We start from the raw sequence: 12,493 nt of genomic DNA, 5'->3' as shown, positions 1-12,493 counted from the left end.
CGCGGGCGGCATGGCGCTCGCCCGCGCCGGACTCGCCGGGCTCGGACTTGTCCCCGGCGTCGCCCCGTTCACCGCCGTCCTCGACCCCGAGCGCCTCGCCCACGGCGCCGACCGGCTGCGCTCCGTCCTCGCCGCCCGCTTCCGCAGCCACGAGGACGTCCGCCTGGTCCTCGACCCGGCCAGTGTCCTCACCCCCGTCCTCGCGGACGAACTGGACGCGGTCGCCTCCGACGTCCCCTGGACCGTCCTCCTCCTCGACACCTACGAGCGCACCGGCCCCTTCCTCGACGCCTGGCTGCACGACCTGCTCACCACCGACCGTCACGGCGCCCTGCCCGACACGGTCGTCGTCGTCACCGCAGGCCAGCACCCCGCCGACCCGGCCCGCTGGGGCACGTTCGCCGACTTCATGACCTCCCTGCCGCTCCAGCCGTTCACCGAGGCGGAGGCGCGCGGACTGCTGGCCGAGCGGGGAGTCACCGCCGAACCCGTCGTCGCCGAGGCGCTCCGCCTCACCGGCGGCCTGCCCGTGCTGCTGTCCACGATCGCCGGCACCCGCCCCGCCGGCCCCGAGGACGTCACCGACCCGAGCGCCACCGCCGTCGCACGCTTCCTGAAGTGGGAGCAGGACCCCGGCCGCCGGTTCGCCGCCCTCGCGGGCGCGCTGCCGCGCCTGCTGGACGCGGACGTCTTCGCGGTGGCCGCCGATTGCGACCGGGACCGCGCCGAGGAGCTCTACGCCTGGGTGGAGACCCTGCCGTTCGCCGACCGGCTCGGCGGCCGGATCCGCTACCACGGCATCGTGCGCGCCCCCATGCTGCGGCTCCAGCGCGGGCGTTCCCCGCGCGGCTGGACCGACGCCCACCGCAGGCTCGCGGACGCCTTCCGCCGCTGGCGCGAGCAGACGGAGACCGGACGGGACACCGGCACGCTGTGGCTCGACGAGACCTGGTGCGAGCTGCGCCTCGGGGAGCTGTACCACCGACTGTGCGCCTCCGCCCCCACGGCGGTCTCCGACACCCTGCACGACCTGGTGGAGGCCTGCGACCAGGGGGAGGCGCTCGCCGCGCGGTGGATCAGTGTCCTGGCCGACGCGGGGCGGGACACGGACGCGTCCGGCGTGACCGCGTGGGGCGACCGGCTGTCGGCCGCGCTCGCCTCCGGCGGGACCCAGGCGGTCCTCGACTCCCTGCTCCGGTGGGCGGGACACGCCTCGCCGCTGCCCGTACCGGGCGCTGTGCTCGGCGGGCGGGCCGACCACGGGCCGGCGACCACGCCGGGCGGCGTCACGCCCCAGGACGAGGACTTCGGCGGGGACGTCCGCGGGGAGCCCGCCGGCCTCGACTGGATGCTGGAGGAGCAGGCCCGCGCGATCACACCCACGGACGTCACCCTCCCCCCGCCCCTCCTCGCCCGCATCCACCGCGACCGCGCCCTCGCCCACGCCGCCCGGGCCGATCACGCCACCGCCGTCGCCGAGCTGAGCGGGGCCCTCGCCCTCACCCCCGGCGACGCCCGCACCCTCGCCCTGCGCGGCGAGTACCTGCGCCTCCTCGGCCGCCACACCGACGCGGTCGCCGACCTGGAGCGGGCCGCCGCCCTCGACCCCGCCGACGCCTACGCCCGCGCGTCCCTCGGCGCCGCCCGCCTCGCCCTCGGCCAGGTGACGGAGGCCCGTACCGCCCTGGACGAGGCCCTCGCCCTCGAGCCCGACTACTCCTGGGCGCTGGTGCGCCGCGCGCGGGTGGCACGGGAGCTGGGCGACCCGGAGGGCCGCCTCGCCGCCCTCGACCGCGCCGTCGCCGCCGACCCCGACTCCGCGTGGGCCCACTGCGAGCGCGGGGACGCCCTCCGTGCCGCCGACCGCGACCGGGACGCCCTCGCCGCCTACGACCGGGCGCTCGCCCTCGACCCCGGATACGCGTCGGCGTACGCGAGCCGGGGCGCGGCCCACCACCGCCTGGGCCGGCTCGACCAGGCCCTCGCCGACCTGGACCGCGCCCTGGAGCTGAACCCGTCCTACGCCTGGGCGCGCGAGCGGCGCGATGCGGTCGTACGGGACCTCACCGGCTGATTCCGGCCACATCCGACCGCTCGGGTCACACGCCGTACAGCGGACCGGACGCTGTTCCGGCCTCGCGGCCGACCGCCCCCGTTCGATTACAGTGCTGGGCGTCGTACGTACGGACGGTCCCGGGAGGTCTGGGTGGCTGGTACTGCCGGGCCCGTGTGGGGGCGCCGTGAGCAGCAGGACTTCCGCAGCCGGGTGCGCGGAACGATGCTCGGGGTGGCCGTCGGCGACGCACTGGGCGCACCCGTGGACGGCCTGGACGCCGACACCATCCGCCGCACCCACGGCGCGGAGGGCCTGACCGACCTCGCCCCCGCCTACGGCCGGCGCGGCGCCGTCACCCACCACACCCAGCTCACCCTGTTCACCGTGGACGGCCTGATCCGCGCCCAGGTCCGGCGCGACACCGGCGCCTGGCACCCGCCGACCGACCTGCACCGGGCGTACCTGCGCTGGGCCACCACGCAGCGCGACTGGGGCCCGGACGAGCGGCGCAAGGAGGACGGCTGGCTGGCCCGGGAGGAGTGGCTGTACGCCCGCCGCGACCCGGCCCGCACGCTGCTGCTCGGCCTGGGCGACGAGACGATGGGCACGCTGGACGCGCCCAAGAACCCCGGCGAGGCCGGCCCGGAGGCGGCGGCCCGGTCGGCGCCGTTCGGGCTGCTGGTCGGCTGGGACCCACAGCTGGTGGCGCAGCTCGCCGTGGAGTGCGCGGCCCAGACCCACGGTCACCCGGTGGCCTTCCTCGCGGCGGGCGCGTACGCGGTGCTGGTGCACGCGCTGGCCCGCGGCGACAGCCTGGACGCGGCGGTGCAGCGCGCCCTCGCCCTGCTGGCCGTCCGCCCCGGCCACCAGCCGGTGACGGACGCCCTCCAGCGCGCCCTGGGCGCGGTACGGCAGGGCATGCCCGGCGCGGAGCGGGTCACGGAACTGGTCGGCAACGCCACCGCCGAGGGCCTGCTGTCCGCCGCCGTGTACTGCGCGCTGGTGGGGGAGGACGTACGGCACGGGCTGTGCCTCGCCGTGAACCACGGCGGCCCCAGCGCGGCGGCGGGCGCGCTGACCGGCGGTCTGCTGGGCGCCCTGCACGGCGAGACGGCCCTCCCGCCGGCCTGGCTCGCCGAACTGGAGGGCCGCCCCACGGTCCTGGAACTGGCCGACGACTTCGCGATGGAGATGACCCAGGGCCCCGCACTCCACGGCCCTGCGGGCTCCTCCCCGGCCTGGCTGACGCGGTACCCGCGGGGCGCCTGATCCTGAGTATGCGCAGTTCCCCGCGCCCTCCAGGGGCGCGGGGAACTGCGCAAAGGGGCCCCGGGAACCCACCCGACCCCGGATTTCCGCAGCCGCCCGGCAAGGCCCCCGGCGGGAAGCCGTTACGCTGGAGGGCGTGGCAGTCGTCGACGTATCCGAAGAGCTCAAGTCCCTCTCCTCGACCATGGAGTCGATCGAGGCCGTCCTGGACCTCGACAAGATGAGGGCAGACATCGCCGTGCTCGAGGAGCAGGCGGCCGCGCCGTCCCTCTGGGACAACCCGGACGAGGCGCAGAAGATCACCAGCAAGCTGTCCCACCTCCAGGCGGAGGTCAGGAAGGCCGAGGCCCTGCGCTCGCGGATCGACGATCTCGCCGTGCTCTTCGAGATGGCCGAGGAGGAGGACGACCCGGACACCCGCGCGGAGGCCGAGTCGGAGCTCACCTCGGTGCGGAAGGCACTGGACGAGATGGAGGTCCGCACCCTCCTGAGCGGCGAGTACGACTCCCGTGAGGCGCTGGTCAACATCCGCGCCGAGGCGGGCGGCGTGGACGCCGCCGACTTCGCCGAGAAGCTCCAGCGCATGTACCTGCGCTGGGCGGAGCAGCGCGGCTACAAAACGGAGCTGATCGAGACCTCGTACGCGGAGGAGGCCGGCATCAAGTCGACCACCTTCGCCGTGCAGGCGCCCTACGCCTACGGCACCCTCTCCGTCGAGCAGGGCACGCACCGCCTGGTGCGCATCTCGCCCTTCGACAACCAGGGCCGCCGCCAGACGTCCTTCGCGGGCGTCGAGGTGCTGCCCGTGGTCGAGCAGACCGACCACATCGAGATCGACGAGTCCGAGCTGCGGGTGGACGTCTACCGGTCCTCCGGCCCCGGCGGCCAGGGCGTGAACACCACGGACTCCGCGGTGCGCCTCACGCACCTCCCCACCGGCATCGTGGTCTCCTGCCAGAACGAGCGGTCGCAGATCCAGAACAAGGCCACCGCGATGAACGTCCTCCAGGCCAAGCTGCTGGAGCGGCGCCGCCAGGAGGAGCAGGCCAAGATGGACGCCCTGAAGGGCGACGGCGGCAACTCCTGGGGCAACCAGATGCGTTCGTACGTGCTGCACCCGTACCAGATGGTCAAGGACCTGCGCACGGAGCACGAAGTGGGCAACCCGGAGGCCGTGTTCAACGGGGAGATCGACGGTTTCCTCGAGGCCGGAATTCGCTGGCGCAAGCAGCAGGAGAAGTAGGGCCGCTCCCGCACACAGATTTGTCGACAAGGCAACTGCCGCTCCCGGAGCGGCAGTTGCCTTGTCGTGTCGGGGATGTCCGGGATTTACATCACACTCACAGCTTCCCTGTCCGGCAAAGCGTGCGGAGCCGGACATCGCGCCCGCAACGCCCTTGACGTTCTTTTGGAAAATGGGAAGGGTGAAGCGTGGCATGCGCATTTCTGGGGCGCATGTGAACCGGGGGGCGTTTCACGACAGTTACCTCCGTTGATCACGGCCCCGGGCGCCGCCTCACTGACGATGAGCTACTGGGGGTAGCAACCACATGACCAAGAAGACGCGGATCCGTGTCGCACGTATCGCGGCCGGTGCCGTGATAGCGGCCGGCGCCTCGCTCACGGCGGCCGGCGCCGCCTCCGCCCTCGAGATCGGCGTGAGCGCCGAGGCGAACGACGCGGGCCTCGGCCTCGGCGTGAGCCTGGACGGCGACGAGCCGGGTGACGGCGACGACGAGACGGAGGAGCCCACCGAGGACCCGACCGAGGAGCCCACCGAGGACCCGACCGAGGAGCCCACGGAGGAGCCCACCGAGGACCCGACCGAAGACCCCACCGAGGACCCGACCGAGGAGCCCTCCGAGTCCGCCCCCGGCGGCCTCGACCCGGACGGCGGCGCCTCGCCGCAGGAGGAGGGCTCTTCCTCCCTGACCGACACCGGCGAGGAGGCCCCCGCGGCCTCGGCGCAGGGCAACGGCAAGGAGCTGGCCGAGACCGGTGCCGCCGAGACCACCTTCCTGGTCATCGGCGCCGCCACGATGATCGCCGGCGGCATCGGCTTCCGGGTGCTTCCGCGCCTGATGACCGGCCGCGGCGGCGCCGCCGCCTGACGGTGGCCGCGCGCGCACGCACCGCGCGCACGACATGACGCAAGGGCCCGGAGCGCCGCCGCGCTCCGGGCCCTCGCCGTGTCCTGTGTTGCCTGTCCGCCCAGCTCAGACGGTCTGATGGGCGAGCAGTGCCACCGCCGCGACCAGCACCGCCAGCAGGACGATCAGGGTCGTCGGGGTGAGGCCCGCGAAGAAGTTCTCCTGCTGCATCCGCTCGCGGTTCGCACGGCACACGGGGCACCGGCCCTCGCTCACGGGCGCGGCGCAGTTCGCGCACACCAGCCGGTCGTACGTCATGCGCTCGCCCTCCTCGCACCGGTTCCTGGGGTTCAACGCCCACCACCGTGTGAACGTTCCCCTTCCACTGTGCCAGGTTCCCGCCGCGACCGCGCCGGGTCCTCCCCAGTCAGGGCCCTCCCCAGGGGATGCCCCGGCTTCCCCCGGGAGCGGGCGCCGCCCGGAACAAAGGGCGCATCTCTTCCACAACCCCCTCCGGTGACTGCGCACGCCTCCCCGGGTCGCGTAAGGTCACGCTCATCTACCCCCGGCTACCCGTGGTGCATCCGTGATCCGATTCGACAACGTGTCCAAGGTCTACCCCAAGCAGACCCGCCCAGCCCTCCGGGACGTGTCCCTGGAGGTCGAGAAGGGCGAGTTCGTGTTCCTCGTCGGGTCCTCCGGCTCCGGAAAGTCCACCTTCCTGCGGCTCGTCCTCCGTGAGGAGCGGGCCAGCCACGGGCAGGTGCACGTCCTCGGCAAGGATCTCGCCCGCGTCTCCAACTGGAAGGTGCCGCAGATCCGGCGGCAGCTGGGGACCGTGTTCCAGGACTTCCGCCTGCTGCCGAACAAGACGGTCGCCGAGAACGTGGCCTTCGCGCAGGAGGTCATCGGCAAGTCGCGCGGCGAGATCCGCAAGTCCGTGCCGCAGGTGCTCGACCTGGTCGGGCTCGGCGGCAAGGAGGACCGCATGCCGGGCGAGCTGTCCGGTGGTGAGCAGCAGCGCGTCGCCATCGCGCGGGCCTTCGTCAACCGGCCGAAGCTGCTCATCTGCGACGAGCCCACCGGCAACCTCGACCCGCAGACCTCCGTCGGCATCATGAAGCTGCTCGACCGGATCAACCGGACGGGCACCACCGTGGTGATGGCGACGCACGACCAGAACATCGTGGACCAGATGCGCAAGCGCGTCATCGAGCTGGAGAAGGGCCGCCTCGTGCGCGACCAGGCACGCGGCGTCTACGGCTACCAGCACTGACGCTCCACGGAAAGGCTTGATCAGACGCCATGCGCGCCCAGTTCGTCCTGTCGGAGATCGGCGTCGGTCTCCGCCGCAACCTGACGATGACCTTCGCGGTCGTCGTCTCCGTGGCCCTGTCGCTCGCCCTGTTCGGCGGGTCGCTCCTGATGAGCGACCAGGTGAGCACGATGAAGGGCTACTGGTACGACAAGGTCAACGTCTCCATCTTCCTCTGCAACAAGAGCGACGCCGAGTCCGACCCCAACTGCGCCAAGGGCGCGGTGACCGACGACCAGAAGGGCCAGATCAAGGCCGACCTGGAGAAGATGTCGGTCGTCGACACGGTGACGTACGAGTCGCAGGACGAGGCGTACAAGCACTACAAGGAGCAGTTCGGCGACTCGCCGCTGGCCAGCTCCCTCACGCCGGACCAGATGCAGGAGTCGTACCGCATCAAGCTGAAGGACCCGGAGAAGTACCAGGTCATCGCCACCGCCTTCGACGGGCGGGACGGGGTGCAGTCCGTGCAGGACCAGAAGGGCCTGCTGGACAACCTCTTCGGCCTGCTGGAGGGCATGAACATCGCCGCCCTCGCGATGATGGCGCTGATGCTGGTCGTCGCCCTGATGCTGATCGTGAACACCGTCCGGGTGTCCGCGTTCAGCCGCCGGCGCGAGACCGGGATCATGCGGCTGGTGGGCGCCTCCGGCTTCTACATCCAGGCGCCCTTCATCATGGAGGCAGCGGTCGCCGGACTCATCGGCGGCACCCTCGCGTGCGCCTTCCTCGTCCTGGGGCGGTACTTCATCATCGACAACGGACTCGCCCTGTCGGAGAAGCTGAGCCTGATCAACTTCATCGGCTGGGACGCCGTCCTGACGAAGCTTCCGCTCATCCTGGCGACCAGTCTGCTGATGCCGGCGTTGGCCGCGTTCTTCGCGCTGCGCAAGTATCTGAAGGTGTGACTCTTGCCAACCGGGGCGCGCGGCCAACGGGCCGTGCGCCCCTTTCCGTTGTCCTAGACTCACCGGCATGTCAGGTCGTGACCCGTTCTGTCGGCCCCGCAGCGTCCGCCGCGGCGCCGCCCTGACCTTGGTGTTCGCGAGCGTCCTTGTCGCCGGCGCGGCCACGGGCAGCCTTCCCGGCGCCGGCCGTGAGGACACCGCGGAGGGCGCCGCACAGGCCGCCCCCGTGGGTCACCACGCCGAGGTCACCCGCGCGGCCGAGGAGGCCGCCGCCCACGGGGCGTCCCCGCTGGAGGCCGCCGAGCGCGCGGTCAGCCGCAGCGGCGACCGCTGGGCCGCCGTCTACTCCCGCGGCGAGTACGAGGAGTTCCAGGCGACCCTCGACGGCGCGTACACCGGCGTCGGCCTGTGGGCCCGCCAGCGGGACGGCCGTATCGAGGTGAGCAAGGTCGGCAGCGGCACCCCCGCCGACGAGGCGGGCATCCGCGCGGGAGACCGGCTGCGCAGCGTCGACGGCGAGAAGGTCGACGGGCGGCCCGTCACCGAGGTCGTGTCCCTGCTGCGCGGGGACAGGGCGGGCAAGAGCGCCGGCAGCACCGTACGGCTCGGGCTCGAGCGCGGCTCCCGCTCCTGGAGCGAGACCGTGCGGCGCGCCCGGCTCTCCCGGAAGGCGGTCACCGTCCGCTCCCTGCCGTCCGGGGTCACGGTCGTCCAGGTCGCCGCCTTCACCAAGGGCTCCGGCGAGCAGGTCGGCGCCGCCGTGCGCGAGGCGCCGAAGGAGTCCGGCATCGTCCTCGACCTGCGGGGCAACTCCGGCGGCCTGGTCGCCGAGGCGGTCACCGCGGCCTCCGCCTTCCTCGACGGCGGCCTGGTCGCCACCTACGACGTCGCCGGCGAGGAGCGCGCCCTGCACGCCGAGCCCGGCGGCGACACGACGAGACCCCTGGTCGCGCTGGTCGACGCGGGGACGATGAGCGCGGCCGAACTGCTCACCGGCGCCCTCCAGGACCGCGGACGGGCGGTCGTCGTGGGCTCCCGCACCTTCGGCAAGGGCTCGGTGCAGATGCCCACCGAGCTGCCCGACGGCTCCGTCGCCGAGCTGACCGTCGGCCACTACCGCACCCCCTCCGGCCGCGGCGTCGACGGCCACGGCATCACCCCCGACCTGGAGGCCCGCGAGCGGGCGCTGGAGCGCGCCGAGTCGGTCGTCGCCGGACTCGGCCGGTAGCCCCCGGTCGGTAATCGGCTTCCCTGGACGCCCCTCCGTAGTGCGAAAATGGGCGCACTATGGCTAAGGAAAAAGGGCGCAAGCTGATCGCGCAGAACAAGAAGGCGCGCCACGACTACCTCATCATCGACACCTACGAGGCGGGTCTGGTGCTCACCGGCACCGAGGTGAAGTCCCTGCGCCAGGGCCGGGCGTCGCTGGTGGACGGCTTCGTCCAGCTCACCGACCACGAGGCGTGGCTGCACAACGTGCACGTCCCGGAGTACAGCCAGGGCACCTGGACCAACCACAGCGCCCGGCGCAAGCGGAAGCTGCTGCTGCACCGCGAGGAGATCGGCAAGCTGGAGGCCAAGTCCCAGGAGACCGGCCACACCATCGTGCCGCTCTCCCTGTACTTCAAGGACGGCCGGGCGAAGGTCGAGATCGCGCTCGCCAAGGGCAAGAAGGAGTACGACAAGCGGCAGACGCTGCGCGAGAAGCAGGACCGGCGGGAGACCGAGCGGGCGATCTCCGCGGTGCGCAGGAAGCAGCGGGCCTGAGGTTCAGGGGCCCCGGGGCCTCGCGGGAATAGGCTGGCATCGACCCGCGTTGGTCACGTACGATGGCAACGCACCTCACAGCGGGTGCGCGTCACCTCCTCCGGGAGGGTTTGACAACACAACATGGGGATGATCGGTTTCGACAGCGGCTGTCGAAGCAGGGGAAGCGTGTCGAGGAAGCGGCCATGATCTCGTAAACCACAGGCCGAAAAAAATAATCGCCAATTCCAAGCGATCTGTCTCCCAGGGCGAGCTCGCCCTCGCTGCCTGATCTTCAGGTAGCGAGCAGCGGCTCCCCTACTTAAGGGAGTGTCAGCCCGGGGATGTTCCCGACCCGGATCCTGGCATCAGCTAGGGAACTAAACCTTGATCCCGGTCACGGGGTGAAGAGGGAAACCACACAGTGACTGGGCCCGTCGGAGACTTGTCGGCGTGATCTCCGGGGCCGAGAAAAGCACAGCCGACTGCACACGGAGAAGCCCTGGTTCCGCACCGTTGGACGCGGGTTCGATTCCCGCCATCTCCACTTACCCCATGTGGGCAGAGGCCCCGTCGCGCGAGCGGCGGGGCCTTTGTCATGCGTGGCCACATGGGCGCACCCCCGGGATGTGGGGGCCGCACCCATATCGGTGGGTGGTTCACGCTTCTACCTTCGCTCTCCATGACACAGACCAGAGCCGCACTGCGCCCCACCGTGCTGACGGCCCTCCTGGCCGCCCTTCTCTCCGTCCTGCTCGCCCCCGCGCCCGCCTCCGCCGCCTCCCTCCAGGAGGTCACCGGTTTCGGCAGCAACCCCGGCGCCCTGAAGATGTACCGCTACGTCCCCGACGGGCTGCCCGCCGGCCGCCCCGTGGTCGTCGCCCTGCACGGCTGCACCCAGAACGCCGCCGGGTACGCCTCCGGCACCGGCTGGACCACGCTCGCCGACCGCTGGGGCTTCTCCGTCGTGCTGCCGCAGCAGCAGAGCGGCAACAACCTCAGCCAGTGCTTCAACTGGTTCCAGACCTCCGACATCGCGCGCGGGCAGGGCGAGGCCGCCTCCGTGGCCCAGATGGTCGACCGGCAGCTCGCCGACGTCTCCGGCGACCCGTCCCGCGTCTACGTCACCGGCCTGTCCGCCGGCGGCGGGATGGCCGCCGTGATGACGGCCGCCTACCCGGAGAAGTTCGCCGCGGCCGGCGTCGTCGCCGGACTGCCCTACGGCTGCGCCCAGGCCGCGGGGTCGCCCTACGTGTGCATGTACGTCGGGGCCACCCAGACCCCGGCGCAGTGGGGCGACCGGGTGCGGGCCGCGCGCCCCGGGTACACTGGGCCCTGGCCCGCGCTCACCGTGTTCCAGGGCACGGCCGACTACACGGTGAAACCGGCCAACATGACCGCCCTGGTGGACCAGTGGACCGACGTGCACGGCGCCGACCGCACCGCCGACGTCAGCGACACCGTCGCCGGCTTCCCCCACCGGGTCTACCGCGGCCCCGGCGGGAACGCGGTCGTCGAGACGTACAGCCTCACAGGGATGGGGCACGGCCAGCCCGTCGACCCCGGGACCGGGGACGCGCAGTGCGGGGCGTCCGGGGCGTACTTCCTGGACGTGAACCTGTGCGCCGCGTACCGGCTGGGGAAGGCCTGGCAGCTCGGCTGAGTCTCAGCGCCCGCGCGGCGCCGTGCTCGCCCGCTCCGTCAGCCGGGGCGGCAGCAGGGTGGTGCCCGGTACGGCGGCCCCGGACAGCTTCCGTACCAGCAGATGCACCGCGCGGGCGCCCAGCTCGGCGGCCGGCACGGCCACCGAGGTGACCGGGACGCGGGCCGCTGCGGCGACCGGCGCCGGGCACACGGCGATGAGGGACAGATCGCCGGGGACCCGCATCCCCAGCTCCCCGAACGCCTCGATCAGCGGGTCGATCAGCGGCTCGTTGTGCACCACCACCGCGGTCAGCGCGGGCAGGTCGCGCAGCAGCCGCTCCACGACCGCGCGGGCCGCGTCCCGGCCGGTGCCGCACGGCAGCACCGCCGAGGCCAGCCCGTGCCGGTCGGCCGCCGCGGTGAAGCCCTCCACCAGCCGCCGCGCGAACGCGGTCCGCCGCACGTACACCTCCGGCGGCGAGCCGACCAGCGCCACCGCCCGGTGCCCGAGCCCCGCCAGATGGTCCACGCACAGCTCCCCGGCCGCCCGGAAGTCCAGGTCGACGCAGGTCAGCCCGTCCGCCTCGGCGGGCACCCCGATCAGCACGGACGGCACGGAGCGGGAGCGCAGCAGCGGTAATCGGGCGTCCTGCAACTGCACGTCCGTCACGATCACCCCGTCCGCCAGCCCCGTCTCCGTGACCCGCCCGAGGGACCCGTCGCCCTCGCCCTGGGTGAGCAGCAGCACGTCGTGGTCGCGGGCGCGGGCGGCGGTGACCACCGACACCGCGAACTGGGTGACCACCGGCACATGGATGCCGGGCCGCATCGGCACCGCCAGCGCGAGCACCTTCGCCCGGCCGCCCGACCGGGGCCGCCCGACGCCGTCCGTGCGGTAGCCCAGCTCGCGCGCCGCGGCCTGCACCCGGCGCCGGGTCGCGTCCGAGATCGGCCGCTTGCCGCTCAGCGCGTACGAGACCGTACTGGGGGAGACGCCGGCGCGCCGGGCCACATCCGTGATCTTCACCATCGGCAGTCCTCGTGGGCACGGTCCGTGGGGGGAGTCAGCGGCCGACACCTGTGTCGAAGCGCTTCGACGGGTGAAGGTATGTGCGGGACCTGTGCCCGTCAATGGTGCCGACAGCCATCCATGAAGCGGTTCGACGAGCCGAACGTGACGAGGGCTCCGGCGACCGCGAAGGCGGTCAGCGCCGCCGCCACCGGCACCCCGTACCCGGCGGTGGCCGACACGTGCTCCACGATCCAGCCGCCGGCCGCGCTGCCGCAGGCGATCCCGCCCAGCAGCCCGGTGACCGCCAGCGTCATGCCCTCGTTCAGCCGCCCCTCGGGGGTGTACCGCTGCACCAGCGTCATCGTGGTGACCATCGTCGGCGCGGTGGCCATGCCCGCCACGAGCAGCGCACCCGCCAGCACCAGGAGCGAGCCGGTCAGGGCCGCGGCCAGC

At 72.7% G+C, this 12,493-nt stretch carries 11 protein-coding genes, 1 other RNA gene and 1 pseudogene; 10 read left to right on the top strand and 3 right to left on the bottom strand.

Annotated features, from left to right (window positions below):
* From CCN29_RS20760 to CCN29_RS20745, 4 genes are all read left to right on the top strand, one after another.
* The coding region (locus tag CCN29_RS20760; protein WP_442538431.1) for a tetratricopeptide repeat protein at positions 1-2,074 on the top strand (2,074 nt) is incomplete at its 5' end.
* 132 nt (positions 2,075-2,206) lie between these two features.
* The gene (locus CCN29_RS20755) at positions 2,207-3,325 is read left to right on the top strand and encodes an ADP-ribosylglycohydrolase family protein (protein ID WP_006135728.1); all 1,119 of its coding nucleotides are present in this window, start codon (positions 2,207-2,209) and stop codon (positions 3,323-3,325) included.
* 136 nt (positions 3,326-3,461) lie between these two features.
* Positions 3,462-4,568, top strand: coding sequence for a peptide chain release factor 2 (gene prfB / locus CCN29_RS20750; protein WP_006132406.1), 1,107 nt, complete (start codon positions 3,462-3,464; stop codon positions 4,566-4,568).
* Positions 4,569-4,875: 307 nt separating this feature from the next.
* A complete protein-coding gene (locus tag CCN29_RS20745) occupies positions 4,876-5,436 on the top strand; it encodes a PT domain-containing protein (protein WP_086683649.1) in 561 nt (186 codons plus the stop codon).
* A gap of 105 nt (positions 5,437-5,541) precedes the next feature.
* On the opposite strand, the gene CCN29_RS20740 is transcribed toward CCN29_RS20745, so the two are convergent.
* Complete coding sequence (locus CCN29_RS20740) at positions 5,542-5,733, bottom strand: hypothetical protein (protein WP_006132403.1); 192 nt, start codon at positions 5,731-5,733, stop codon at positions 5,542-5,544.
* A gap of 268 nt (positions 5,734-6,001) precedes the next feature.
* Here CCN29_RS20740 and ftsE point away from each other — a divergent pair, with 268 nt between their 5' ends.
* The 6 genes from ftsE (at position 6,002) to CCN29_RS20710 (ending at position 11,047) form a co-directional block, all read left to right on the top strand.
* The gene (ftsE, locus tag CCN29_RS20735; RefSeq protein ID WP_006132401.1) at positions 6,002-6,691 is read left to right on the top strand and encodes a cell division ATP-binding protein FtsE; all 690 of its coding nucleotides are present in this window, start codon (positions 6,002-6,004) and stop codon (positions 6,689-6,691) included.
* Between the two features lie 29 nt (positions 6,692-6,720).
* Entirely contained in the window at positions 6,721-7,638 is a 918-nt protein-coding gene (gene ftsX, locus CCN29_RS20730; RefSeq protein WP_006132400.1) for a permease-like cell division protein FtsX, read from the top strand.
* Positions 7,639-7,705: 67 nt separating this feature from the next.
* Positions 7,706-8,866 carry a S41 family peptidase gene (locus CCN29_RS20725; protein WP_199814962.1) on the top strand — a complete coding sequence of 387 codons (1,161 nt, stop codon included), beginning with the start codon at positions 7,706-7,708 and terminating at the stop codon, positions 8,864-8,866.
* A 59-nt stretch (positions 8,867-8,925) separates the two neighbouring features.
* Positions 8,926-9,405, top strand: coding sequence for an SsrA-binding protein SmpB (gene smpB / locus CCN29_RS20720; RefSeq protein WP_006132397.1), 480 nt, complete (start codon positions 8,926-8,928; stop codon positions 9,403-9,405).
* Positions 9,406-9,530: 125 nt separating this feature from the next.
* Positions 9,531-9,934: a transfer-messenger RNA gene (gene ssrA, locus CCN29_RS20715) on the top strand.
* A 132-nt stretch (positions 9,935-10,066) separates the two neighbouring features.
* Complete coding sequence (locus CCN29_RS20710) at positions 10,067-11,047, top strand: extracellular catalytic domain type 1 short-chain-length polyhydroxyalkanoate depolymerase (protein WP_031063614.1); 981 nt, start codon at positions 10,067-10,069, stop codon at positions 11,045-11,047.
* 3 nt (positions 11,048-11,050) lie between these two features.
* On the opposite strand, the gene CCN29_RS20705 is transcribed toward CCN29_RS20710, so the two are convergent.
* Positions 11,051-12,058, bottom strand: a complete 1,008-nt coding sequence (locus tag CCN29_RS20705) for a LacI family DNA-binding transcriptional regulator (RefSeq protein ID WP_006132393.1) — start codon at positions 12,056-12,058, stop codon at positions 11,051-11,053.
* A gap of 98 nt (positions 12,059-12,156) precedes the next feature.
* Positions 12,157-12,493: pseudogene (locus CCN29_RS20700) on the bottom strand (MFS transporter); the annotation flags it as partial.

It is taken from the genome of Streptomyces pseudogriseolus, from assembly GCA_002154585.1.
GTDB lineage: Bacteria > Actinomycetota > Actinomycetes > Streptomycetales > Streptomycetaceae > Streptomyces > Streptomyces pseudogriseolus.
The sequence above is the reverse complement of the archived record's forward strand: the minus strand, read 5'-3'. Positions and strand labels throughout refer to the sequence as shown.

Coding starts and splice junctions, on each gene's coding strand:
- CCN29_RS20745 (WP_086683649.1), top strand. CDS start 4,876: ATGACCAAGAAGACGCGGATCCGTGTCGCACGTATCGCGGCCGGTGCC.
- CCN29_RS20740 (WP_006132403.1), bottom strand. CDS start 5,733: ATGACGTACGACCGGCTGGTGTGCGCGAACTGCGCCGCGCCCGTGAGC.
- ftsX (WP_006132400.1), top strand. CDS start 6,721: ATGCGCGCCCAGTTCGTCCTGTCGGAGATCGGCGTCGGTCTCCGCCGC.
- CCN29_RS20725 (WP_199814962.1), top strand. CDS start 7,706: ATGTCAGGTCGTGACCCGTTCTGTCGGCCCCGCAGCGTCCGCCGCGGC.
- smpB (WP_006132397.1), top strand. CDS start 8,926: ATGGCTAAGGAAAAAGGGCGCAAGCTGATCGCGCAGAACAAGAAGGCG.
- CCN29_RS20710 (WP_031063614.1), top strand. CDS start 10,067: ATGACACAGACCAGAGCCGCACTGCGCCCCACCGTGCTGACGGCCCTC.
- CCN29_RS20705 (WP_006132393.1), bottom strand. CDS start 12,058: ATGGTGAAGATCACGGATGTGGCCCGGCGCGCCGGCGTCTCCCCCAGT.